We start from the raw sequence: 24,163 nt of genomic DNA on the forward strand, positions 1-24,163 counted from the left end.
GCCCGGCTGAATAATCCGTTAACGAACGTTTTCGGCAGCCCTTGCCAGATCGTTAATCAGCAGACGGATCACGGGGTCCCCCGTCGGCCCGGCCAGCTTGGTCTGCCGCTCGGCATCATGGATGCGTTCCATCACCCGCATCAGGCGGCGCGCCGGCCATTTGCCAAGGCGCGCGCGAAAGGCCGGCCATTCATTTGGCCAGACCGGCGGGCGCAGATACTTTCCGGGGTTTCCATCCCCCCCGGCAATCTTTTCATGAGCGCTCAGCATCCGGAGCACTTCCATCTGAAGGGAGCGGAGGATGGAGATGCCGCTCGTTCCGTTCTCGGAAAGCTTGTCGAAAGCGGTCTGCGCTTCGCCCGGCCGGCCGTCGAGCGCCGCGGCCACGATGCCGGAAATCGCCTGTTTCACATCCGTCGCCGAAAGCGCGCGCACATCTTCAAGGGTCAACGGACGGCCGAGCCCGCGCGCGTAGAGGGCGAGCTTTTCGATTTCTGAATTCGCAAGCCCCCGGTTTCCTGGCAAATCACCGACGAAAGCGTCGAGGGCAGGGGGGTCTATCACTGCTCCTTCGGCCAGCAGGGCGGTCTTCACCCGGCTCGCCACATCGGCTTCCTCTTCGGCGAAGAGCTGCAGGCAGGCGGCGCGTTTGGCGCTTTCGGCCGCTGCGCGGAGTTTTGACCGCGCCGGAAGGCTGCCCGCTTCGATGACGAGCTTGGCGGCAAAGCGCCCCGGATCCTTGTCGCCCGCTTCGATGGCTTCGGCCAGCAAAGCGGCGATCTTGTCGCCACTTGTGCGAACCCGAACGGCGCGGGCGTCGCCCAGAAGCGAGACCGCTTCCAGCGCATCGAACAGAAGGGCGGGTTCTTTCTTGATGGCGTCATCATCCAGCACGGTCACATCCATGCCCTGCTTGCCGCCCCAGCTGGCGATGAGTGCCTGGCCGGCATCAAAGGACAACCCTTCATCCTCGCTGAAAGCGAGCACGGCCCAGACTTCCGGATCAGGCCGCCGGGCGAAACCTTCCGCCGCGCGTCCCTTGTGCAACATCAGGGGCTCGCAAACTTCAAACGGATGTCATCGGCGATCTGTTTGGCCAGAACCCGCATTGCGCGATCGCCCGCGTCGGTCTGCGCGGCAATATCACCATAGGGAGAGTCCGGCACAAGGAACCCGGTTTCGACTTCGGACCGTCCCGTAACCCGTACATTCTCGCCTTCAAGGCGGTAGCTGCCGCTCGCCATGATGCTTGAACGGGACGCCGCGCCATCCGGCAGCAAGGCCAACCGCGTGAGATCGCTCTGCAGATTGACTGTCAGCGTAACCGGTTCTGTGAGCCCCGGCATGCCGACGGCGAGCTCCTCCTGCAGAGCCCGGCGCAGCATGTGCCCCTCGCGGCCCTCAATGGGCGAAACAGAGATGAGGCCAGATTCGGCATACTGCCCGTTGACCGGCGCATAGACCGGCTGAAAGCCACACGCACCAGTGGCCAGGAGCAGAAGAGGGGCAAGAAGACGCTTCATGCGACCACGATATTCACAATCCGGCCGGGCACAACAATCGTTTTCTTCACGCTCTTGCCTTCGATAAAGGTGGCCACTTCAGGCAAGGCTTTGGCCGCCGCTTCGACGGCATCACTGGCCATATCCTTTGCCACTACGATTTCGGCGCGGCGCTTTCCGTTCACCTGAACCGCCAGCGTCACCGTATCATCGACCACCAGTGAGCCATCAACTTCCGGCCAGCTTGCCTGTGAAACAAGGCCCGGATTGCCGAGGCGCTCCCAGCAGGCTTCGGCCAGGTGCGGCATGAACGGAACGAGACAGCGAGCCAGCATGTCGGCCCCTTCGGCCCGCGCCCCAACTGTTGCGGGGTCGCTCTCGGCCTTCTTCAGCGTGTTCACCCATTCATGCACGGTAGCGATGGCGGAGTTGAAGCGGAACTCCTCGATGGCCTTGTCGATGCCGGCGACCGCCTTGTGGCTTGCCTTGCGCAGCGCGGTTGAGGCGTCATCACTGCCGGGGGCAGGGAAGGGGCCCGTCTCTGGCAGGGCGTCGACGAAGGACCAGACCCGCTGAACAAAACGCGCGGCGCCTTCGGCGCCAGACTGGGTCCACTCCACATCCCGCTCGGGCGGAGAGTCGGACAGCACGAACCAGCGCGCCACATCCGCCCCATAGGTGGCCACAATCGCGTCAGGGTCGACCGTGTTCTTCTTCGATTTCGACATCTTCTCGATGGCACCGACCTTCACCGGCTGCCCGGTGGCAATCTCGAAGACCTTGCCATCTTTCCGCTCGACGGCGGAGGGTTCGAGCCATGTTCCGGCCTCGGACTTGTAGGTCTCGTGCGTTACCATGCCTTGCGTGAAGAGGCCGGCAAACGGTTCGCCCGTAGGCAGATCAAGTTCGCCCACATCCCGCATCGCGCGGGCAAAGAAGCGGGAATAGAGCAGGTGCAGAACAGCATGTTCCACCCCGCCGATATACTGGTCCACGGGCAGCCAGTAGGCGCGCTCGGCCGGATCGGCCGCGCTGGCAAAGCGCGCGTAATACCAGGAGCTGTCGACGAAAGTGTCCAGCGTATCGGTTTCGCGGCGCGCCGGCTTGCCGCATTTCGGGCAGTTCACATGCTTCCAGGTTGGGTGGCGGTCCAGCGGATTGCCGGGCACGTCAAAGGTCACGTCTTCAGGCAGGCGCACGGGAAGGTCCGCCTGCGGAACGCCCACAACCCCGCAATCGTCGCAATGGATCACCGGAATGGGGCAGCCCCAATAGCGCTGGCGAGACACGCCCCAATCACGCAGGCGATAATTCACCTTGCCTTCGCCCTGGCCGGTTTCTTCGATCTTCGCAATCGCCGCGCGCTTGGCGTCGTCAATGGAAAGTCCGTCGAGGAAGCCTGACTTATATATATGTCCGGGTCCGGCATACGCCTCGGTGCCGACCTCAAAGGTGGCCGCGTCCGCATCCGGCGGCAGCACCACCGGATAGACGTTCAGCCCGAACTTGCGGGCAAAATCGAGATCGCGCTGGTCATGCGCCGGGCAGCCAAAGATGGCGCCGGTACCATATCCCATCAGTACGAAATTCGCGACCCAGACCGGAACCGTCCGTCCGGGCTCGAACGGATGGGCAACCGTCAGGCCGGTATCGAAGCCCAGCTTCTCGGCCTTCTCGATCGCCTCCTCGCTGGTGCCCACCTGCGCGCATTTCGCGCGGAAGGCTTTGAGTTCATCCGACTTCTCTGCCAGTTGGATCGTCAGCGGATGATCCGGGGAAAGTGCGACAAAGCTCGCGCCAAACAGCGTGTCCGGGCGTGTGGTGAAAACGGTGATGCCGTCTTCAAAGCCGGCAGGCGCCGCCCCCTCAAAGGCAAACGTCATCTCCAGCCCTTCGGACCGGCCAATCCAGTTGGCCTGCATCGTGCGGACCTTTTCCGGCCAGCGCTCCAGCTTCTGAACCGCTTCGAGCAGATCATCGGCATACGCCGTGATCTTGAAGAACCATTGGGTCAGCTCGCGCTGCTCGACCAGGGCGCCGGAGCGCCAGCCGCGCCCGTCGATCACCTGCTCATTGGCGAGCACGGTATTGTCCACCGGGTCCCAATTCACCTTCGAGGCCTTGCGATAGACCAGACCCTTTTCCATCAGTTTCAGGAACAGGGCCTGTTGGGCGCCGTAATAGTCCGGGTCGCAGGTCGCAAACTCCCGGCTCCAGTCGAGTGACAGGCCGAGCTTGCGGAACTGTGCCTTCATCGACTCAATGTTGGCATATGTCCATTTGCCAGGGTGAACCTTGCGTTCCATCGCGGCGTTCTCGGCCGGCATCCCGAACGCATCCCACCCCATCGGGTGGAGCACGTTATAACCCTTGGCGCGCTTGTGACGCGCCACCACATCGCCCATCGCATAGTTGCGCACATGGCCCATATGCAGACGCCCGGAAGGGTAGGGGAACATCTCCAGCACGAACGCCTTGGGCGCGCCGGGCGCCTCCTGCGGCGTCTTCGTCCGGAAAATGTCTGCCGTCTCCCAGGCTTCACGCCAGCGGGGCTCCGCGCTCTGCGGATCATAACGGGTGGCCATCCTGGGCTCCCTTGAATGGAATCGAAGTGTTACAGGCTTGTATCGGCGCTTTAGCCGATCTGCGAGGTCCGAAGAAGCCGCGCCCGTTCAAGAATCTTGTTTTCGAGCTGGATCGCCGTTTCCGGGTCGGCGGCGGCATCGGCCCACTGACCTTCGGTATTCACCTGGCGGTGAACGGTTACCTTCACGCCATCGGCGCGCAGGCGCGAATCCAGAATGAACACGGTCGCCTTCACGCGCTCATTCGGGGAATCGGGAAAGCTCTTCCAGTCATAGGAAATGATCCCGCCGATCGGGTCGGTGGACTGAAGCGGCAGCGTGGACAGCGTATCCAGCGTCGCGCGCCACAGATACGGGTTGGATGCGCCGACCGACTGGACCACAAGCGGGCCATCATTGGCTTTACCGCGCGATTGGCAGCCCGAGACGAGCAGCAGGCCGGCAAAGGCGGCGGTGAGGATCGGCTTGATCATGTTCATTTTCCGCATGCAATTCCTTGTTGACCCGGCGTGTATAACAAGCGGGTTCTGGCCTCGCCAGTATTGTTATGCGCTTGGCTGAGTCAGCCGCAGCGCCTGTGATGGAGCCGCACGTGATGATTAATGCCCGCCTGTTTGCCTTCGCCCTTGCCGCGCCGGTGATGGCGCTCGCCCCTGCGGCTTCGGCTCAGGATGTGTGGGACGATCCGGGCGGGGTTGAAAGCGAGGCGAGCGTCGAGATTGCGCTGGTTGCCGCGCCTGACGCCGATGAAGCAGTGCTCGGCCTCGCAAAGGCGCGGATGGCGATCAACTATGTGCTGATGAACGGGGCCGAGATCGGCGCGGTTGGCGGCGTGGAGCTTCAGCGGGATCATCCCGCCCGCGCCGGCTTCAGCGGCGTCTTTCCGCCTGCGGCCGGGGCAGGGGCCTCTTCGGGCGGCGCCTTCAGCGGCCTCGCGCGCGGTGATACTCCGGCAGACCGGGATCTGCGGATCAGCCTCGAGACAGCTTACATCTATATAGACGGGGGCTATGGCGAAGCCCGTCTGGGCGCGGATGAGGGGATCGCCACCCGCTTCTTTGAGGGCGGCCCCGCGCTCTTTGCCCATTCCGGCCTTGTCAATCCGGCGCTCGATCCCACAGGCCAGATCATCGCCCGCACTGATCATGATCTCACCGGCCCCGCAGCAAAGATCAGCTACGCCACTCCGCGTATCCTGGGTCTGAGGGGCGGCGTCTCCTACACCCCCACCGCAGACCGCCGGGGCGTGGACCGGGACACCGAAAGCGCTTTCCCGGGGGCGTCGCGCCCGGAGATCGAAGACGCGTTCGAAGTGGCACTCAATCTCTCCCGCCGCCTGCCGCAAAGCGGGGTGCGCCTGCGCGCGGCGGCGGCCTACAGCCAGGCCGAAGCGCGCTTTGCGCCCGATCCCAGCCTCTATGGCACCGTTGAAACCTGGTCGGCGGGGGCCTCGGCAGAGTTTTCCCGCCTGCGCCTTGGCGGCAGCTATCTGGAATCAAACAATGGCATCGCCGCCGGGCCGGGCGATTATTCGGCCTGGGCCGTTTCGGCGGCTCTGCCTTTCGGCAAGTTCGAGGCGGTGGCGGAAGTCTCCGGCGCGGAAGATGAATTTGCCGGACTCAGTAGTGACAGCTGGCAGATCGGCCTCGTCTGGAAGCCAAGTGCAGACTGGCGGCTTGCCTCAGGCTGGCGGGATGTGGATACTGCATACTTGAATTCCGGCGCGCAGGTTCCCGCCACAGGGGGGAGTCGCAACGGCATTGTGATCGAAATCACACGTTCCTTCTAAATCCTCGCTTTATCAGAAACTTAATCTTTCATTAAGCCGGTCCCCTCACTATCATTAGTGGCTGGGAGTTAACATGCGCGCAGACCTTATTCTTTCTTTTGCCCTTGCGGCCGCAGCCTTCACGCTGCCGGCTGTGGCACAGGAACGTGTGGCAGGCGATGCGATCCGTGTTGAGGCGCCCACCTTGTCGGAAACCAATTCGGCCCGCTCCGAATGGTATCGCCAGTTCTCCGAAGGCAAGCCTGCCGAATCCCGTCTGCAATGGCAGGCTGAACCCAATCAGGACTTCTCGGTCCAGATCGGCAAGGATTCCCGCTGGCAGCTGAACTTCGACAAGGTCACCCGTCCGGGTGAAACCTATCTTCCGCGCGAAGAAGTTCAGGCCGGCGCCACCTTCCGCGTCACCCCCCGCTTCTCTGTCGGCGGCGAAGTGCGCATCGGCGCAGATGAATTTGATTCGTCCAAGCGCTGGGAAAACCAGGATGTCGAAGCCGGCATCCGTCTGAAGTCTGCCTTCAAGTTCTGATAATCTGAAAATAATGAAAGACCGTGCGGCGCCTTTGCAGGCGTTGCCTGCGTTTCTGCGTCTTGGGGTCAGACTTTGAAACAGTTCCAGCCGCCGATGGCCGCCAGCCCGGCTGAATCCGCAATGCAGAGTCCATTATCAGGAGTTATTCCGCCCAAAGCATAGACAGGGAAGGGGAGGGACGTGGCCAGCCGCCGGAACCGCTGCGCGCCGATAGCCTTTCCGGCGCTGGCGCTACGGGACGCAAAAACGGTCGAAAACAGCACCGCCTTGACCGGCAGTGTCCGGAAATGTCCGAAATTGTCCCCTTGGTGTCCGCTCATTGTCTGCAATTTGAACCGCCCGCGCCACTTGCGGGAGGCGCCGGCCATCCGGCCCGGCCAGTGAACCCCGTCCGCCCCGATCTTTGCCGCCAGTTCGGCATCGGCGCCGATCAGCAGACGAAGTTTCCGCGCCCGGCAGAGTTTCAGCAACCGGCGCGCAACGATTTCCCGGTCAGGGGCCCCGAAATGACGATAGATCACCCCCCAGCCCGCCGGAAGCCCCGCCACAATGGCTTCCGGGTCAGGCGTTCGCGCTGGATCGGTGAGGAAAAAAACGGGCGGCAACCCCTCCGGCAGGTGGCGTGCCGCCACGCGCGCGGCCATCCGCGCCTTGCGCCTCGAACTGGATTGGGGTTTCTCGCTCATCATGAGCACTGATAGCCTGAACCAGGACATTGCCAACCGCCGCGCCGAGATCCTCGCTGCGCTGGCTGCCGCGAGTGCGCCCGCGCCGGAGCTGATTGCTGTCTCAAAATCTCAGCCGGACGCCGCCATCGAGGCGATTCTCGCCGCTGGTCAGCGGGTTTTCGGGGAGAACCGCGTTCAGGAAGCGCAGGCGCATTGGGAAAGCCGCCGCGAAGCCTATCCGGATCTTGTGCTGCATCTGATTGGCCCCCTGCAGACGAATAAGGCCGCCGATGCCGTACGCCTGTTCGATGTCATCCAGACGCTCGACCGGGAAAAGCTCGCCGACGCGCTGGCCAATGCGATGGAAAAGGAAGGCCACCGCCCGCAGATCCTCATTCAGGTGAATACGGGCGAAGAACCCCAGAAGGCGGGCGTTATCCCCTCAAAAGTGGGCGATTTGCTGCGATATGCGCGCCAGCAGGCAGGGCTGGAAGTTGCCGGCCTGATGTGCATCCCGCCCGCGGACGAGCCTGCCGGTCCGCATTTTGCTCTGTTGAAGAAGATCGCCCGCGATTACGGGCTCGGCATTATCTCCATGGGCATGAGCAGCGATTACGAACTCGCCGCCCGTTACGGCGCCACGCATGTACGCGTCGGAACAGCCCTGTTTGGCGATCGCAGCGTCCTCTAAGCTCGGATTTCGAGGGTTGAGGCGCCCTGAAGCCGCTTCAACACTTCACGCAGGTCAGCCTCCGCCAACGCTACGCACCCTTCCGTTGGCGCGTATCCTGGCCGTGCCACATGCAGGAAGATCGCGCTGCCTCTGCCCGGCATGGCAGGATCGTCATTATATCCCAGCTCCACAATCAGATCGTAGAGCCCGTCCTCCCGCCACAGCCGCTCGTGACGCGCGGGGTAGGGCAGGGGCACCCATTGATTGTAGCGGACGTCTCCCGGCGCATCGCACCAGCCGTCTGAAGGGCGCAGGGCAATCGCCGGAATGCCTGTTTCCGGCGCCGGCCCTTTGTCTGGCCTGTACCAGACCCGGCGCACCGGCCATACCCCGGCAGGCGAAGCGCCATCGCCTTCGCGTTTCTCCGGCGCCCGGATAACGCCGCCTTTTCCCAGCGCGCAGCGCAGGGAAAGCCCGCCGCCTTCCAGCCGCCCCTCTGAAAACGCAATGAAATGCGTCACCTGGCTGCGCCTCCCGTTCTTGTTATTGGATAAACAGGCGCCACCTTTCTATGCAAGCGGCAGGCGCGAATGGCGCGCGGGTGAAGCGAGACATGCAGATGACGGCCAAGAAGTTCATTCTGATCGTTGATGACGAGGAAGACCTGCGGGAAACCCTCGCCGAGCAGTTCGCCCTGAGCGACGGTTTTACCGCGCTGACTGCCGCTACCGGTGAAGAGGCCCTCTCCCGGCTGGCCGAAGAGCGCGTCGATCTTGTGATCCTGGATGTCGACATGCCCGGCATGAGCGGCCGGGACGTTTCCCGCAAGCTGCGTGAGGCCGGAAACCGCGTCCCCATCATTATGCTCACCGGGCGTTCCGGGGAGAGCGATACGGTGGCGGGCCTGGAGGCCGGCGCGAATGATTACGTCGCCAAACCGTTCAGCTTTGCCGTGTTGCTGGCCCGTGTCCGGGCCCAGCTGCGCAGTTTCGAGCAGACCGAAGACGCCACCTTCGACATTGGCCCCTATGAATTCCGCCCCTCGATGAAAGTGCTTCGCACCAAGGAAGGCCGCCGCATCCGCCTGACAGAGAAGGAAACCGAGATCCTGAAGTTTCTCTACAGGGCAGGGGGCAAGCCGGTCGCCCGCGAGACGCTCCTCTCGGAAGTCTGGGGCTATAACGCCGCCGTCACCACTCACACGCTCGAAACCCACATCTACCGCCTGCGTCAGAAGGTCGAGCCAGATCCTTCCAACGCCCAGCTCTTGCTCACGGATACGGGTGGCTACCGCCTCAGGCCCTGATCTTCAGCGTCACCGGTGCATGGTCTGACGGTTTCCAGCCGCTGCGCCAGGCCGGATGGATACGGAAAGAGCTGACATCCACATCCTCCATCGCCGCCTTGTTGGCCCAGATATGGTCCAGCCGGCGGCCCCGGTTGGAAGCGGCCCAGTCTGCGGCGCGGTAGCTCCACCAGGTATAGAGCTTCTGCTCCTCCGGCACGGCCAGGCGGGCAATATCCTCAAAACCGGCGGATTTGCGCGACTCCTCCAGCCGCTCGGTCTCTTGCGGTGTGTGCGAGACGATCCCCAGGAGCTGCTTGTGGGACCAGACGTCATTTTCATGCGGCGCGACATTGAGATCGCCGACGAGAATGCGTTTCGCGCCCTTTTTCAGTTTCTTGTAGCCAGGCCCGAGCCGCTCCAGGAAATCCAGCTTGTGATCAAACTTGGCGTTCACATGCGGGTCGGGAACGTCTCCGCCCGCAGGCAGGTAGATATTGTGGATCTCCAGGCCGGAGGGGAGGCGGGCGGCAATCACGCGCGCATGATTTTCCCGGCAGAGGTCGGGCACGTCCACCTGTTCCAGCGGCAGGCGTGAGGCAATCGCCACGCCGGCATGGCCGCCGCGCTGGCCGCGGATCACCAGATGCGGCAGGCCCATCTCCTTGAAGGCTTTTAGCGGAAACTCACCGTCCTGGCATTTGGTCTCCTGCAGACACACGACGTCGGGCTTTTCAGCGGCCACGAAGGCTTCGACATTCGGCGCACGCAGGCGGACGGAGTTGATATTCCAGGTGGTAATCTTGATGGGGCGGGTCATGCGCCTCTGGCTAACACCTCGCCCTTAAACGTCAACGCGCCCGAACGCGGGGAGTTCGGGCGCGCCGGACGCTGTTCAGCGTCGTGATGTCCGGACATCGTGTATCCGGTGTCGAGCGGGCGGAAGGTATCGCAGCGGGGGGTCGGTGCTACGCGGCTTCCTGTCCGTCGATGTGTCATTTATGTCACGCCGAGTTGGAAATCTCAAATTAACTCGACGTAACGGCAATCACGCTTTTGTGTGTCAGTTGTTGTCGAAGTCCCGCAGGATGAACAGGCGCGGGTTGAGGCGCGCGCCGGTCTCTACATCGCTCAGCAGAACCGACGTATTGCCGCCATTGGCATCGGTGGTGCGCCAGCCGACCAGCGAATTATCTGCCGAGGCGAGCACCAGTGTCAGCGTGCCTTCCATATCCCCGCTCTTGTCCTGAACGGTGATGTTGGTCCGGCCATCGGCGCGGCGCACATCGATCACGCTCGCCTGGCTCTCGAAATCCAGCCGGTCGCTCAGCAGCAGCGAGAGAGGGGTCGATTTCAGCGGCACGCGGTCAGTGGTTTCGAGATCGCTGTCCTGAAGGGCGACGGTTGTGCCATCACTCACCATCAACAGCGGCACAGGGTCATCATAGTCAAACCGCACCTTGCCAGGCCGCTGCATGGCGAACTGGCCGGTGGAGAAAGACCCGTCCGGCGAATACTGCTCGAACCGGCCCCGCGCGGTTTTCACCGTGGCGAGCGCTTTGGACGCTTCCTTCAGCAAGGCGGCGCGCTCGGCGCCGGTCAGCTGGGCTGCGGTGGCCGGGGCGGCAATCGAGGGGCTCACAGGGGCCTGCTTCAGGGCGGGCAGCAGGGGAGAGGCCCCGGCAATCATCGCGGCAGCAGCAAGCGGAGCAAAGAAATTCATCATCGTTCTGGCCTCCTTTATATGACCATACGGGATCACGCCTACACTTAGGGGGCTGAACCGGGCCTAAACAGGGCGCATGGCAGATTTTCATCAACCGGCTGCGGCGCGCATGGCGTGCCCGCTTGCGCTCGTCTTTCCGCAGTCCCATCTTTGCGCCCGAAACAAAGGGATTCTTGCAATGAGCAACGCTGAACTCCAGCACGTAAAGGAAGGCACCGACCAGGGCTTCATGGCCGATGTCGTGGAAGCCTCCATGACCCAGCCGGTGATCGTCGATTTCTGGGCCCCTTGGTGCGGTCCCTGCCGTACGCTCGGTCCGATCATCGAGAAGGTGGTCGAAAGCAAGAAGGGCGCGGTGAAGCTGGTGAAGATCAACACCGAGGAGCACCAGGCCTATGCCGGTCAGCTCGGGGTGCGCTCCATTCCCGCCGTCTATGCCTTTGACAAGGGCCGCCCGGTCGATGGCTTCCTCGGCGCGCTGCCGGAAAGCCAGGTCCGCGCCTTCGTCGAAAAGCTGCTCTCGGGCACCGATGACGCGCAGATGATTGCCGAAGCGCTCAGCCAGGCAGAAGCGGCCATTCAGCAGGGCGATATTGCGCTCGCCGCTGAAATCTATGCCGCTGTCCTTCAGCAGGAGCCGGAGAACATTGCCGCGATTGCCGGTCTTGCCCGGTGTCACCTTGCCAATGGCGACAAGGAGGCGGCTGAGGCGACGCTCGCCATGGTGCCGGAAACAAAGAAGAATGACAGCGCCATCAAGGGCGTCCGCATGGCGATCGAGATGATGGCCGACGCGCCCCCGCCCAGCGAGCTGGATGCGGCGCTCTCGGCCGTCATGGCTGCGCCCGGCGATCATGAGAAGCGCTTCGAACTCGCCGAGCAGTATGCTGCGCTCGGCAAGTACCAGGATGCGGCTGATCATCTTCTGATCATCCTCTCCGCCAAGCTCGATTGGGAAGGCGGCAAGGCAAAAGACAAGCTGCTGAAGATTTTCGAAGCGGCTGGTCCGACCGAGCCGGTCACCATCGAAGGCCGCCGCCGCCTCTCATCCCTGATGTTTGCCTGACCTTCTGATGGCCTGCCCGCGCCGGGCGAAAGGAAAAAGATCATGGCGCCGTATCGCAAGACAGCTGATCTGCCTGCGACGCTCGCCGTGTTTCCGCTCCCCGGCGCGTTGGTCTTCCCCCGCTGGCAGCTGCCGCTCAACATTTTCGAGCCGCGCTATCTCAACATGATTGATGACGCGATGAGCGGTTCGCGCCTTATCGGCATGGTGCAGACCATTGGCGGCCCGCGCCATCAGCCGCTGATTGCGGAGGTTGGCTGCGCGGGCCGCATCACCAGCTATACCGAAACTCCCGATGGCCGGTATCTGATCTCGCTGACCGGCGTGTGCCGCTTCGGCGTCGTGCGCGAACTTGATGTCACCACGCCTTACCGGCAGGTGCAGCCGGATTGGGAACGCTTCGCTGGCGATCTTGTCCCCCCGCCGGAAGGGGAGGGGAGGGAGCGAGAAGCGCTGATCGCTGCCTTCCGGCATTATGCGACCGCCAATGGCCTAGAGACGGACTGGTCTGCCCTGGAGGAGGCCTCGCTCGAAACGCTGGTCCATGCGCTGTCGTCCGGCTGCCCGTTCGGACCGATGGAAAAGCAGGCCCTGCTTGAAGCGCCGACCCTCGCCGAACGTGCCAGCGCCTTGACGGCGCTTCTCGAGTTCGGCAGTGCCCCCGGCGGGGCAGGCCCTGTCCAATAGGAGTAGACATGAGCGAGTTGCCCGGCGGCGCGCCAAAAGATGAGATCGTCCCCTTCGAGCATAATGGCGTCGACCCCCGCCTGCTCGAAACCCTGATCTGCCCGCTGACGCGCCAGCCGCTCGCCTATGACCGCGCCCGGAATGAGCTGGTCTCGAAGAATGCGCGCCTCGCTTATCCCATTCGCGGCGGCATCCCGATTATGCTGCCGGAAGAGGCCCGCGATCTGGATGAGGCCGAAGAGGCAGCCGAGCCATGAGCGCCCAGCCTTGGCCGGTCAAACTCACCTTTCGCGCCGGCGCCCAGGAACTGGTTGCCGAGTTCGAGGATGGCCGCGCTGGCCGGGTGGATTATCGCACCCTGCGGCTGGAAAGTCCGTCGGCGGAAGTGCAAGGCCATGGCCGGGGCCCGAAACCGCCGCCGCCCGTCGTGCCGGAAGATATCCGTGTCCTGAAGGCAGAGCCGGTGGGGCGCTATGCCGTGCGCCTCTTCTTTTCCGATGGCCACTCCAGCGGGCTCTACACCTGGAATATTCTCCGGTCCCTGACGGTCGGAGATTAAAAATTGCGCGATTAGCGCATCAAGCTGGGCAGGCTTTCCTGATCGGAGCTCGCCTGCCGGGCAAGGGCTTGCCGGATGGGCGCCACCTTGTTGGCCGCCGTCAGCGCGAGGGTGCGCAGCGGCTTCAGCAGCAGATTGTCGTTTGAGAAGGTCCGGTCCACAGCGTCCATGAACAGGGCCGTCGCCGCGGAATCAAAGCGCCGCCATTCGCGGTAGCGCGCCAGCACGGTTTCGCTGCCCGGATCAAGGCCCACTTCGCGCGCCTCGAGGATTACGTCATAGAGCGCGGCGGCATCCTTGAAGCCAAGATTGAGGCCTTGTCCTGCCAGCGGGTTGATCCGCCGGGCGGCGTCCCCCAAGAGCGCGGCGCGCGGGCCGGTCATGTCGCGCGCAATCTGCATCACTAGCGGATAGGCCAGCGGTGGCCCGTCCAGCGTCATCGGCCCGGCAAACTCGGCAAAGCGCGCATTGAGTTCGGCCTCGATCGCTTCCTTCGGCATCTTCGCCAGCGTCTCGGCCGCGCCGCTTTTCATATACCAGGCGAGGTTTGCCCGGTTATCAGGCAGGGGCAGGGTGGCAAACGGGCCTTCCGGCGTGAAAAGCTGGCGGGCAATGCCGCCATGCGGGCGGGAGAGTTTGACGTCCGCCGCAAAGACAGACTTGCCATAGCTGCGCCCCTCCGTGCCGATCCCCGCTGCCTGGCGCACGGCCGAATGAATGCCGTCGCAGGCGGCAATCACCGCGCAGCGGAAGCTCTCTCCGCTTTCCAGATGCACCCGCGCGCCCGAAGGGCCCGCTTCATAGCCTGAAAAACGGGCGCCCCGCTTCCAGACAAGACCTTCGGTCTCGCCCGCTTTCCGGTCGAGCGCGGCCTGCAGCGCCCCGGCTGGCACCAATTCGCCCAGCGCTTCGCGGTCGCCTTCGGGCAGATCGTCATTGGAAAACGCCGCCCACGGCGCACCAAACCAGTGAGTGCCGCCGTCGACAGCCTCAAGCCCGTTGAGGGGTTCGGTCAGGCCCTTGAGATCGCCGTGAACCCCCGCCGCGCCGAGCAATCGCCAGCTGCCGAGCACGATCGCGAAACTCCGCGTATCTGCTGCAGGGGCTGCACTTTCGGAGCGCACGTCCACCAGTACGGTGCGCAGGCCGGCCTTGGCGGCCAGCACGGCGAGCGCGGTGCCGACAGGGCCGGCGCCGATCACCGCAAGGTCTGCGTCCAAGGGAGCGGAAAACACGGTTTCAACCATGTGACTGAGGTAGCCCTGAGAGGCCGTCTGGTCCAGCGATGGCGCCCGTTTGGGCGATTGGCCGCATCTCTGCACAAGTTCTGACCACGCCAGGGCAGAATCGAAGCCCGCCTTTGCGTCATGTGCGACTTTTCCGGGCAGGCACAATCATATCGCGGTGGGAGAGCGCTGGGGGTCACCGGGCTCTGCGTGATGAAGATGGCAAGTAAGGAGGGGCCAATGGGCCAACTGATTGGACGATGGATCCGCGGGGCGACACTCGCGCCGCTGGCACTGCTCACGGCAGGCATTGCATATGCGCAGGAAGACGATGTGGCGGCACGTCTGGCCGCGCTTGAAGAAGCGGTGAGCGGCAGCGCCAGCGCTTATGTGGACAACAGCTACCTGTTCCTCATCGGGGGCCTGATCGTCATGTTCATGGCGGCCGGTTTCTGCATGCTGGAAGCGGGTCTCGTGCGGTCCAAGAACGCCGCCATGCAGGCCACCAAGAACGTTACCCTGTTTGCCGTTGCCGGTCTTATGTTCTGGGTCGTCGGCTACAACATGGCTTATCCTGCCGAAACCACCCTGATGGGCCTTCTGGGCAAAACTCCTGGCCCCTGGAGCGGCGGCGATCTCTCCGTTGAATCCGATGGCGGCTACGCCCCGGCATCTGACTGGTTCTTCCAGATGGTGTTTGTTGCCACCGCAGCCTCGATCGTCTCGGGCACCGTGGCCGAACGTATCAAGATCTGGCCGTTCCTGATCTTCACCGCCGTTCTGACCGCGTTCATCTACCCGATCGTGGCCAGCTGGGAGTGGGGCGGCGGCTATCTCGACAGCGAGTGGGGCTTCTCCGACTTTGCCGGCTCGACACTGGTTCACTCCACCGGCGGCTGGGCAGCTCTCACCGGCGCGATCATCATCGGCGCCCGTAAAGGCAAATACTCCGGCGGACATGTGAACCCGATGCCGGGCTCCAACATTCCGCTCGCCGCCCTGGGTACGTTCATCCTGTGGTTCGGCTGGTTCGGCTTCAACGGCGCCTCGCAGCTTGCTGCCGGCACCGCCGCCGACATCAATTCGGTCGCCCAGATCTTCGCCAACACCAACATGGCTGCCGTCGGTGGCGTGCTGGCGGCGATGGTGACGACGGCTATCCTTTATAAGGGCAAGCTCGATGCCACGATGATCTTCAACGGCGCCATCGGTGGCCTCGTCTCGATCACCGCTGAGCCGCTCGCGCCGTCGATGGGCCTCTCGGTTCTGATCGGCGCCGTCGGGGGTGTCCTGGTCGTGGTCTCTGTCCCGCTGCTCGACAAGTTCAAGATCGATGACGTGGTCGGCGCCATCCCGGCTCACCTTGTCTGCGGCATCTGGGGCACGATGATCGTTCCGCTCTCCAACGGCGATGCCAGCTATCTCGGCCAGCTCGTCGGCGTGGCGCTTACCGGTGTGTTCGTGGTTGTTGCCTCGTCCGTCATCTGGCTGGCCCTCAAATTCACGCTCGGTGTACGTCCGAGCGAGGAAGACGAGGAAATGGGTCTCGACCGGGCAGAAATCGGCCTCGAAGCCTACCCGGAATTCTCGAACCGGTAATCGGTCGCTAATCAGGATAGAATTCCACAGACCTTGGGCCCCGGCGGAGTGATCCGCCGGGGTCTTTCACATTCCACCCCCCGGAGAAACCCCTGCTTGAATTGCAGATTCTTTGAAATTTCAGGCGATCCGTTTGCAGGGCGTTAAGCCTAACGGAGGCATGGTGAAGGCCCGCACCAGAGTCCAATACGGAGCGTCCTCCCCGATGACAGATTACGCCAGCCGCGATTCAGAACTCCGCACGGTAAGTGACCCCGTCTGGAGGATTCTGACAGGCGCTGCCGCCTTTGGGGCAGGGGTCTTCGTGTGCGGCGCTGTGGGTTCCTACACGCCTACTGATCCCAGCTGGAACGCCGCTACGGGCGCCGCTGTACAAAACCTCTTCGGCTCTGCCGGCGCTGTCTTCGCAGACCTGGCGCGCCAGACGCTGGGCTGGTCAGGCTGGATCGCCGGTCTTGCCCTGATGATCGGCGGCGCGATGCGCGCCGTGCTGGTCGGGAAGCCGCGTGTGCGCCGCTGGATAATGGGAGCCATCTCCGTTCCGCTGTCGGCAGCCTGCTTTGCGTCCTGGCCTGTCCCGGAATCCTGGCCGCTCAGCGCCGGGCTCGGTGGCATGATGGGCGATGGTCTGTTTAATCTCACTGTACTGCCCTTCCGCGTGCTGATGCTGCCCTCGCCGCAAGTCTGGGCGGGCTTCCTGATGGGCGGGCTTGCCCTCTGGACCGCACTTTCCGCGCTCGGCTTCGGCCGCCGGGATGCCCAGCTGCTTCAGGAAACCGCCACCCGCAGTGGCCGGCATGCTGCCATCCAGGCGCGGGGGGCAGGGGGCATGCTGCTGCGCATCGGCCAGAAGCTCGTCACCCGCGAACCCGGCCTGCCGCACGAAACGGCCGCGCCTGCCGCCACACGCGAAGAGCGCACCCTCATCATCAAGTCGGACGAGGATTACGTCCCCACCTCGCGCTATCTGCGCGACCTTGATGACGAGGATGAAGACTACGCCCGCAACGAGGACGACGACCGTTGGGAAGATGAAGACGAAGACGACGGCTATGAAGCCGCCAATGACGAGGATGAAGATGCCTCCCGTCCGCCGCGCTTCACCTTCTCAAAGCCGGCCCAGGCGCCGCGCTCGGCCTCTGTGCCGAAAGTCTCCCAGCCTGAGCGCCGCCGCGCCGCCGCCACCCGCCTGCCGTCGATCGATCTGCTGCAGGAGCCGGAAGCCCGCCGCGAGACCATTGATGAGGACGCCCTCATCGCCAAGGCCGCGCGCCTGTCCGAAGTTCTCAAGGAATTCGGCATCCGCGGCCGCATCAAGGAAGTGCGCCCCGGCCCGGTGATCACCCTGTTCGAAATGGAACCGGCCCCCGGCGTGAAATCCTCCCGCGTCATCTCGCTGGCAGACGACATTGCCCGCTCGATGAGCGCTGTCTCTGCCCGCGTGGCCGTTGTGCCCGGCAAGAACGCCATCGGTATCGAGCTGCCCAATGAAGAGCGCGACACCGTCTGGCTGCGCTCGCTGCTGGAGTCCGAAGCCTACACCGCCAACCGCGCCAGCCTGCCCATGGCGCTCGGCGAAGACATTGGCGGCGTGCCCACCGTGGTCGACCTTGCCAAGATGCCTCACCTGCTGATCGCCGGTACCACCGGCTCGGGCAAGTCGGTCGGCGTCAACGCCATGATCCTGTCGCTGCTCTACCGTCATACGCCGGAACAGTGCCGCTTCATCATGATCGATCCGAAGAAGCTTGAACTCTCCGTATACGAAGGGATCCCGCACCTCCTCGCGCCGGTCGTCACCGAGGCGGACAAAGCCGTCAACGCGCTGAAATGGACCGTGCGCGAAATGGAAAGCCGCTACGAGCTGATGTCGAAGGCCGGCGTCCGCAACCTGGCCGGCTATAACGAGAAGGCCGCGAAGTATCGCACCGCCGGTGAAGAAATGACCCGTAAGGTGCAGACCGCTTTCGATGATCGCGGCAAGCCGGTCTATGAAACTGAAGTTCTGCCCGTGGACCATATCCCCAACATCGTCGTCGTGATCGACGAGATGGCGGACCTGATGCTGGTTGCCGGCAAGGAAGTGGAAAGCTGCGTCCAGCGTCTCGCCCAGATGGCGCGTGCTGCCGGCATCCACCTGATCACCGCCACGCAGCGTCCGTCCGTGGACGTCATCACCGGCACGATCAAGGCAAACTTCCCGACCCGTATTTCCTATATGGTCACCAACAAGGTCGACAGCCGCACGATCCTCAACGAGCAGGGCGCCGAACAGCTCCTCGGCATGGGCGACCTCCTGTACCAGGCCCCCGGCAAGAAATCCCAGCGTCTGCACGGCCCCTTTGTGGCGGACGAGGATGTGGGCGCCGTGGCAGACTGGCTGCGCGAGCAGGGCGAGCCTGACTATGTGATGGACATTCTGGAATCGCCTGATGACGGCTCCACCGGCTCGGCCGTCATGGATGCAATCCTTGGCACCGGCGGTGGCGGCGATGATGATGAAGGCCTCTTCTCTCAGGCTGTCCAGATCGTGGTGCGCGATCAGCGGGCTTCCACATCCTATCTCCAGCGCCGTCTGAAGGTTGGCTATAACAAAGCCGCCGGTCTGATCGACCGACTGGAAGAGGAAGGCGTCATCTCGGCCCCCAACCATGCCGGCAAGCGCGAAGTCCTCGCCGGTGGCGGGGGCGGTGGCAAGGCCAGCGCCGCCTGACAGTATTCCCAGCCATGGTGGGCCCCCAAGGGCGGCCCCCGGCCTTCCATAGAAGGAGGCGGGGGCCATTTTGGTTTTAAGGCTTGTCGATCAACTCGTCTCTCTCAGGGAGAGGCCCGGCCAGCGGGAAGGCCTCATCCCATCGGATAGAGGATTTCCCGGGAAACCTTGTCGCACGCTTTCATGACGTCGTCGGGCAACACAAGGTCCGCCGCTGCCAGAATATCTGACAGCTGATCAAAGCGCGACGCGCCGACAATCGTGGAAGCCACAAAGCTGTGCTGCTTCGACCAGGCCGTCGCCAGCGTCACCGGGCTCATGCCGGCCTGTTTGGCAATTTCCATATAGCGGGCTGTAGCTGCCAGGCTCTTCTCATTGACGAAACGCTGCGTCATGGCCGTGTGGCGCCCGCCCCTGTTGGCATAGGCGGAGAAGCGCGCGCCCTCGGGGAAGGCGCCGTCCTGATACTTGCCAGACAGCACGCCGCCCCCCAGCGGGGAATAGGGAATAAGGCTTACCCCTTCGCGCTCACAAATCTTTGAAAGCGCATCCTCGAAGCGGCGATTGTTCAGCGAGAAATTGTTCTGGATCGTCTGATAGCGGACTGTTCCGAGACGGCTGGATGTCTCAATCGACTTCATCAGCCCCCAGGCGTCTTCGTTGGAGCAGCCCACGATGCGGACATAACCTTCGCGCACCAGCTCATCGAGCGTTTCCATCGTCTCGTCGAAACCGGTGCCATGGTCGGGCCAGTGGGTCTGGTAAAGGTCGATATAGTCGGTCTGCAGGCGGGTCAGGCTCGCCTCCACCGCGCGGCGGATATTGTGCCGGTCCAGCGCCGTCATGCCGGCCCGCTGCGATCCCTTGATCCAGCCATGCGAAGGCCCACACACTTTTGTGGCGAGGATGATCGCGTCCCGGTCCTTGGTTTTCATCCAGCGCCCGAAGATTTCCTCGGTCAGCCCGCCATATTTGAGATCCGGCGGCACCGGATAGTTCTCGGCCGTGTCGAAGAAGTTGATCCCCGCATCAAGGCTCGCGTCCAGAATACGGAAGGCTTCCTTCTCGTCGGTCTGGGTGCCGAAAGTCATCGTGCCCATGCAGATGTCGGAAACATAGATGGCGCTTTTGCCAAGACGGCGGTGTTGCATGGCGTTTCTCCATAAGGCTTGTCGCCGGACACCCTAACGCCGCCCGCGCCAAGCGCCAGTCACCCCCGCCTGCGCTCTCCCGGCGTAAGGCAGCCTTCAGCTTCCAATATGTCCAGCGCGGGCTGGAGGCCCGCCTCATACCGGCGCCAGCGGCCAAGCGCGGAGGTGTAAAGGGGCTCACGCACCTGCGCCGAGGAAGCCGTCGCCACGGGCGCAGCATTCTGGTGGAAGGCCAGGCATCCCTCTTCGAAGGGCAGGCCACAGAACGCCAGAACCCGCCGCGTCTCCGCTTCCTGATCGGTCACTATCTTCTCGTAATGCACAACCGTGAAACGATCTGCGGGCAACACCTCTTCATAACGCCGTACCAGCCGGTCAAACCCGGCATAGTAACGGGCCGTGTCTTCCAGAGTGTAGGCATAGTTGTAATAGGAAAAGCTGGTGGCAAACATCTGCCGGTAGTTCGACAGCACCGTATCTGCCGGATGCCGCCGCAGGCATATGATCCGCGCGCCCGGCAGCGCCGCCAGGATGACCGGTGCCAAAAGGATGTTGAGTGGCATCTTGTCGGTAAACAGCTCGGCGAGGCCAAGAGACGTGCGCACGCTATGCAGATAGGCTGTTCCGAGGGCGGAGAGATCCATGCCGCGCGCGGCCCCCAGGGTCTCCGGGTCCAGCACCAGATTGGAGGGCGTTTTTGCAAGCCGCTTCAGGCAAAGCGCAAAGTCTGACAGCTCGCCAGCCGGGGTAACGGCGCTGTGGCTTGTCAGGATACGGTCCACCAGCGTTGTTCCCGTCCGGGGCATCCCGCAAATGAATACCGGGCCTTCGCCCGATGGGGCAGGGGCCACCGGCAAGGTCTCTGCCAGCGCGCCGGCGGCGGCGAAGAGAGCGCTGTCCACATCAGGGGTATGCCGGATCAGGCGGCGCTTCCCGGCCTTGGCGCGGGCGAGCCAGGCGAGGGCGTCTCCGGGTTGCTTCAAGTCCTCATGGGTCTTCGCCAGGGCATGGCCGATACGCAGGGCCGCGTCGGCATCCTCCTGATGCCGGATAAACATCGCCTCCAGCGCAGGAATGTAATTTTCCTCCGGCGTCTGACGGGTGATCTGCACCAAGGATGGCAAGCCGCGGGTGTCATCGGGGTCGGCGGCGGCGCAGCGCAGATAGGCGTCCCGCGCCCGGTCCATATCTCCGGCAAACTGCAGAGCCGCGGCAAAGTTATACTGATAGTTGGCGTTCCCCGGCTCTGCTTCGGTCGCCCGGGCATAATAGGGCAGGGCGTCTTCATGAAGGCCAGCCCGGCTCATCACCACCCCAATTGTATCACATGTAAAGGCGTCTTCCGGCGCCGATGCGGCAGCTGCGCGGACGGTAGCCACCGCGTCGCTGCGGCGGCTGAGCGCCAAAAGGCAGCGCGCCTGTTGGGCAAGGGCGCCGGCATGGCGCGGATCAAGTTGAACGGTCACTGCGAAGAGCTCCTCCGCCTTGCCGATGTTGCCGTGGTCAAGCGCCAGCTGGCCCAGCAGATAATAGGCCTGCGCCGTCCGGGGCGCTTCTTTCAGCACGGCCAGGCACAAGCCATGGGCTTGCTCATAGGCGCCCGCTCGCAAAAGGCGAGTGGCCTCAGCCAGCCTCTCGCCGGCCAAACCTGTCTCTGAAAGGGTCTTTTGCAGGGCGCTATTCTCCGGCTGCTTCAGAATTGAGCAGATCAGGCGCACTTTGCTGCACGCATGCGGAAAATCCAACCGGCCATTGTTGCTTCTCTTGCTGCAGGTTGGTTCTGCACAGCTTCTGAGCATGTCGAGGGGACTTTTAACGACATAGCAGAGGTACACATATGATCCGGAAATACCTGCTCCTGTCCGCAAGTGCGGCGGTGATGACCAGTGCCTTAACCCTGTCAGCTCAGGCTCAGGAGACCGCAGATGGCGAACTCCGTGTCGAAGCGGTAACGGTGACCGCCACCCGCCGGGCAGAAAGTGTGCAGGACATCCCGATCAACATTTCCGCCATTGGCGATCAACAGATCACGGAGCAGGGGTTTGACGAACTCGCAGACATGCTCGCCTATGTGCCCGGTATCAATGTGGTGGACCGGGGCGGGCGCCAGGGAAACCCCCTGATCGTACGCGGCCTTAACGCGGATGGTCTTGGCTCGGGCGATGGTAATAACAACGGCGGCGGCACCGTTGCCACCTATATCGGCGAAATTCCCGTCTATCTGGATCTGAAGCTCAACGATCTGGAGCGGGTGGAGGTCCTGCTTGGCCCTCAGGGCACGCTCTATGGAGCCGGCACGTTGGGCGGAGCGATCCGCTATATTCCGAAGAAACCGGACTTCGCAGGCGATACGCTCGATGTGCGTACGGAGATTTATCAGTATTCGGAAGCTGATGATCTTTCCTATGATGCCGGCCTCACCATCAACAAGGCGCTCGCGCCGAACTTCGCCATCCGCGCCTCGGTGGATTACGAGAATGATTCCGGCTTCATCGACTATCCCTATGTTGTTCGTGAAATTGGCGTTTCCAATCCGGATCCGGACTTCACGGACCCTGCCGACGTTGCGGCCAATCTGCGCCGCATCACCGATGCCGACAGCGAGGAAACCATCTCCGCCCGCATTGCGGCCCGTTGGGAACCGTTGCCATGGCTCGACACCACGCTCACCTATTATCTTCAAAAGTCGGACATTGGAGGCCGCCGCGGTTCCAGCGCCCGCTCCACGGTTCCGGCTGGAGACTATGAGCTCGCCAAGCGGGTCGAGGAGCCCAACGAAATCACCAACCAGCTCCTGGCGCTGGAAATGGTTGCAGATCTCGGTTTTGCAGAGCTGACCTCGGCCACCGGCTATTCCCGGTTTAACGACAATGGCCAGCGCGACCAGACAGACCTTCTGATAACGCTGGAGTACAGCTACGAGGCGTTCCCCACCTTCACCTCCTTTACCCATGAAAAGGGCAAGGAAAGCCGGATCAATCAGGAACTCCGCCTTGTGTCGACCACGGACGGTCCGCTGAACTGGATCGTCGGGGCCTTCTACAACCAGTATGAAGGGGCCAGCTATTCGGCAGAGTATACGCCTGGCTACGCAGACTTCGCTGGTTTCAACCGGCCGGACGATCTTGAGTATTTCTCCCAGGGTTTTTCAAAGCTGGAAGAGTCCGCCTTCTTCGGAGAGATCGGCTACGATATCACGGACAAGTGGACCGTAACGGTCGGTGGGCGGTACTATCAGTATGATCTTGAATCGTTCAGCGATGTCGACTTCCCGCTGTTTGATCCGGGTTTTGCCCGGGTCGGGGTCAGCGCGCTGGAATCCAGTCTGCGGTCAGACTTTGCCGCTGGCAGCCCGAACGGCACGGAGCGCACCAGCCAGTCGGATGAAGGCACTCTGTTCAAGATCAACACGTCCTATCAGGTGACGGACGATATTCTCGGCTATTTCACAATTTCCGAAGGCTACCGGATCGGGAACCAGAACGGCATTGCGGTCTGTCCGGACTATGATCCCACCAATACTCAGCAGGGCGCCTGCGCGCTGCTTCCCGGCCAGCAATACGGGCCCGGCGCGGGGGATATTTCCACACGGGATGAGAGCCAGTACCTGCCGGACAAGACGATCAATTATGAGCTGGGTTTCAAGTCCACACTGGCCAATGGGCGGCTCATCCTCAACGGCGCGGTCTATTATATCGAGTGGAAAGATCCGCAGCTGACCTCGGCCACCATCAACGCGTCAATTCCAATCACCGTCAACGCCGAGGGCGCTGAAACCAAAGGCTTTGAAGTTTCCGGCAACTGGCTGGTCACAGATGCGTTCTCCGTACGCGGAAGCTACAGCCACACCGAAGCGTCATTGACCGCGGTTGCGCCTGGGCTTGTGGGCACGATCTCTCCGCCAGGCTTCAGCACGATCCTACTCGATGGCCAGGACGGAGACCGGCTGCCAGGGTCTCCGGAAGACCAGTTCTCGGTCTTCGGCTCATATGTTCACCAGCTTGCCTCTGGCCGGACGCTCACCTTCAATGGCAGCTATTCCTGGCAGGGCGACGTGCTCAGCCGGACCGGCGGCCGGGGCGGCGGGCTGACATTGGACAGCTACGGGGTGGCCAATGCGTCGGCGGTTTATGACGCGGGCAAGTGGCAGGCGACCCTGTTCGTCAACAATCTGTTCGACGAGTATTACGAGACCGGCGTGGTCTCCTCACCACTGTCCAACCAGATCGTGGCGGATGCCAACGGAGACCCGGTCTATATCCGCTCCTTCTACACCTATGTCGGCGCCCCGCGGGCCATTGGCATCCGGGCCAGTTACAAGTTCGGCCAGTAAGGGCAGGGCACTCTTGATCGGAAGGGCCGCGCTTCAAGGGCGCGGCCTTTCTTGTTGAGCTTTGCTCCGGGG

At 62.9% G+C, this 24,163-nt stretch carries 22 protein-coding genes; 11 read left to right on the forward strand and 11 right to left on the reverse strand.

Going from position 1 to position 24,163, the window contains the following annotated elements:
• Positions 1 to 18: 18 nt before the first annotated feature.
• From holA to HPO_RS09045, 4 genes are read right to left on the reverse strand one after another with little or no spacing between them, the layout of a single operon-like run.
• Entirely contained in the window at positions 19 to 1,050 is a 1,032-nt protein-coding gene (gene holA / locus HPO_RS09030; RefSeq protein ID WP_035597369.1) for a DNA polymerase III subunit delta, read from the reverse strand.
• A complete protein-coding gene (locus HPO_RS09035; protein WP_035597372.1) occupies positions 1,050 to 1,523 on the reverse strand; it encodes an LPS assembly lipoprotein LptE in 474 nt (157 codons plus the stop codon). The genes holA and HPO_RS09035 overlap by 1 nt, the downstream gene beginning before the upstream one ends.
• Positions 1,520 to 4,087, reverse strand: a complete 2,568-nt coding sequence (leuS, locus tag HPO_RS09040; RefSeq protein WP_035597374.1) for a leucine--tRNA ligase — start codon at positions 4,085 to 4,087, stop codon at positions 1,520 to 1,522. The genes HPO_RS09035 and leuS overlap by 4 nt, the downstream gene beginning before the upstream one ends.
• Positions 4,088 to 4,137: 50 nt before the next feature.
• Positions 4,138 to 4,560, reverse strand: a complete 423-nt coding sequence (locus HPO_RS09045) for a DUF3576 domain-containing protein (protein WP_233349204.1) — start codon at positions 4,558 to 4,560, stop codon at positions 4,138 to 4,140.
• Between the two features lie 122 nt (positions 4,561 to 4,682).
• On the opposite strand from HPO_RS09045, the gene HPO_RS09050 reads away from it, so the two are divergent.
• On the forward strand, positions 4,683 to 5,876 hold the full coding sequence (locus HPO_RS09050; RefSeq protein WP_162174031.1) for a porin: 1,194 nt from the start codon (positions 4,683 to 4,685) through the stop codon (positions 5,874 to 5,876).
• A 73-nt stretch (positions 5,877 to 5,949) separates the two neighbouring features.
• Positions 5,950 to 6,402, forward strand: a complete 453-nt coding sequence (locus HPO_RS09055; protein WP_035597381.1) for an NtrZ family periplasmic regulatory protein — start codon at positions 5,950 to 5,952, stop codon at positions 6,400 to 6,402.
• Positions 6,403 to 6,470: 68 nt separating this feature from the next.
• Here HPO_RS09055 and HPO_RS09060 read toward each other — a convergent pair whose 3' ends face one another.
• On the reverse strand, positions 6,471 to 7,091 hold the full coding sequence (locus tag HPO_RS09060; protein WP_206742144.1) for a thiamine phosphate synthase: 621 nt from the start codon (positions 7,089 to 7,091) through the stop codon (positions 6,471 to 6,473).
• Between the two features lies 1 nt (position 7,092).
• On the opposite strand from HPO_RS09060, the gene HPO_RS09065 reads away from it, so the two are divergent.
• The gene (locus HPO_RS09065; protein ID WP_035597603.1) at positions 7,093 to 7,764 is read left to right on the forward strand and encodes a YggS family pyridoxal phosphate-dependent enzyme; all 672 of its coding nucleotides are present in this window, start codon (positions 7,093 to 7,095) and stop codon (positions 7,762 to 7,764) included.
• Here HPO_RS09065 and HPO_RS09070 read toward each other — a convergent pair.
• Positions 7,761 to 8,267: a L,D-transpeptidase family protein gene (locus tag HPO_RS09070; RefSeq protein WP_035597383.1), complete on the reverse strand. Its 507-nt coding sequence runs from the start codon at positions 8,265 to 8,267 to the stop codon at positions 7,761 to 7,763. The two genes, HPO_RS09065 and HPO_RS09070, sit on opposite strands and share 4 nt — an antisense overlap.
• Before the next feature lie 98 nt (positions 8,268 to 8,365).
• On the opposite strand from HPO_RS09070, the gene HPO_RS09075 reads away from it, so the two are divergent.
• A complete protein-coding gene (locus HPO_RS09075) occupies positions 8,366 to 9,052 on the forward strand; it encodes a response regulator transcription factor (protein WP_035597606.1) in 687 nt (228 codons plus the stop codon).
• Here the strand turns inward: HPO_RS09075 and HPO_RS09080 are convergent.
• On the reverse strand, positions 9,042 to 9,851 hold the full coding sequence (locus HPO_RS09080; protein ID WP_035597384.1) for an exodeoxyribonuclease III: 810 nt from the start codon (positions 9,849 to 9,851) through the stop codon (positions 9,042 to 9,044). The genes HPO_RS09075 and HPO_RS09080 overlap by 11 nt on opposite strands.
• 243 nt (positions 9,852 to 10,094) lie before the next feature.
• Entirely contained in the window at positions 10,095 to 10,757 is a 663-nt protein-coding gene (locus tag HPO_RS09085) for a LolA family protein (RefSeq protein ID WP_035597387.1), read from the reverse strand.
• A 178-nt stretch (positions 10,758 to 10,935) separates the two neighbouring features.
• Between HPO_RS09085 and HPO_RS09090 the strand changes: the two genes are divergently transcribed.
• Genes HPO_RS09090 through HPO_RS09105 form a run of 4 tightly spaced genes read left to right on the forward strand, consistent with a single transcriptional unit; the run spans position 10,936 to position 13,069 of the window.
• Complete coding sequence (locus HPO_RS09090; RefSeq protein WP_035597609.1) at positions 10,936 to 11,823, forward strand: thioredoxin family protein; 888 nt, start codon at positions 10,936 to 10,938, stop codon at positions 11,821 to 11,823.
• Between the two features lie 42 nt (positions 11,824 to 11,865).
• Complete coding sequence (locus HPO_RS09095) at positions 11,866 to 12,510, forward strand: LON peptidase substrate-binding domain-containing protein (RefSeq protein WP_035597389.1); 645 nt, start codon at positions 11,866 to 11,868, stop codon at positions 12,508 to 12,510.
• Positions 12,511 to 12,518: 8 nt separating this feature from the next.
• On the forward strand, positions 12,519 to 12,767 hold the full coding sequence (locus HPO_RS09100; RefSeq protein WP_051612476.1) for a Trm112 family protein: 249 nt from the start codon (positions 12,519 to 12,521) through the stop codon (positions 12,765 to 12,767).
• Positions 12,764 to 13,069: a gamma-butyrobetaine hydroxylase-like domain-containing protein gene (locus HPO_RS09105; RefSeq protein WP_035597392.1), complete on the forward strand. Its 306-nt coding sequence runs from the start codon at positions 12,764 to 12,766 to the stop codon at positions 13,067 to 13,069. The genes HPO_RS09100 and HPO_RS09105 overlap by 4 nt, the downstream gene beginning before the upstream one ends.
• An 11-nt stretch (positions 13,070 to 13,080) precedes the next feature.
• On the opposite strand, the gene HPO_RS09110 is transcribed toward HPO_RS09105, so the two are convergent.
• Complete coding sequence (locus tag HPO_RS09110; RefSeq protein ID WP_035597395.1) at positions 13,081 to 14,316, reverse strand: FAD-dependent monooxygenase; 1,236 nt, start codon at positions 14,314 to 14,316, stop codon at positions 13,081 to 13,083.
• A gap of 219 nt (positions 14,317 to 14,535) precedes the next feature.
• Between HPO_RS09110 and HPO_RS09115 the strand changes: the two genes are divergently transcribed.
• Both HPO_RS09115 and HPO_RS09120 read left to right on the forward strand, forming a co-directional pair.
• Entirely contained in the window at positions 14,536 to 15,894 is a 1,359-nt protein-coding gene (locus HPO_RS09115; protein ID WP_035597398.1) for an ammonium transporter family protein, read from the forward strand.
• 205 nt (positions 15,895 to 16,099) lie between these two features.
• Positions 16,100 to 18,607 (forward strand): FtsK/SpoIIIE family DNA translocase, encoded by a 2,508-nt coding sequence (locus tag HPO_RS09120; RefSeq protein WP_035597402.1) that lies wholly within the window; start codon positions 16,100 to 16,102, stop codon positions 18,605 to 18,607.
• Positions 18,608 to 18,741: 134 nt separating this feature from the next.
• Here the strand turns inward: HPO_RS09120 and HPO_RS09125 are convergent, their stop codons facing one another.
• Complete coding sequence (locus HPO_RS09125) at positions 18,742 to 19,758, reverse strand: aldo/keto reductase (protein ID WP_035597405.1); 1,017 nt, start codon at positions 19,756 to 19,758, stop codon at positions 18,742 to 18,744.
• Between the two features lie 59 nt (positions 19,759 to 19,817).
• Complete coding sequence (locus HPO_RS09130) at positions 19,818 to 21,404, reverse strand: tetratricopeptide repeat-containing sulfotransferase family protein (RefSeq protein WP_162174033.1); 1,587 nt, start codon at positions 21,402 to 21,404, stop codon at positions 19,818 to 19,820.
• A gap of 191 nt (positions 21,405 to 21,595) precedes the next feature.
• Here HPO_RS09130 and HPO_RS09135 point away from each other — a divergent pair, with 191 nt between their 5' ends.
• On the forward strand, positions 21,596 to 24,091 hold the full coding sequence (locus HPO_RS09135; RefSeq protein WP_035597407.1) for a TonB-dependent receptor: 2,496 nt from the start codon (positions 21,596 to 21,598) through the stop codon (positions 24,089 to 24,091).
• Positions 24,092 to 24,163 lie beyond the last annotated feature (72 nt).

Origin of the sequence: Hyphomonas polymorpha PS728, from assembly GCF_000685315.1 — a bacterium.
Classification (GTDB): domain Bacteria; phylum Pseudomonadota; class Alphaproteobacteria; order Caulobacterales; family Hyphomonadaceae; genus Hyphomonas; species Hyphomonas polymorpha.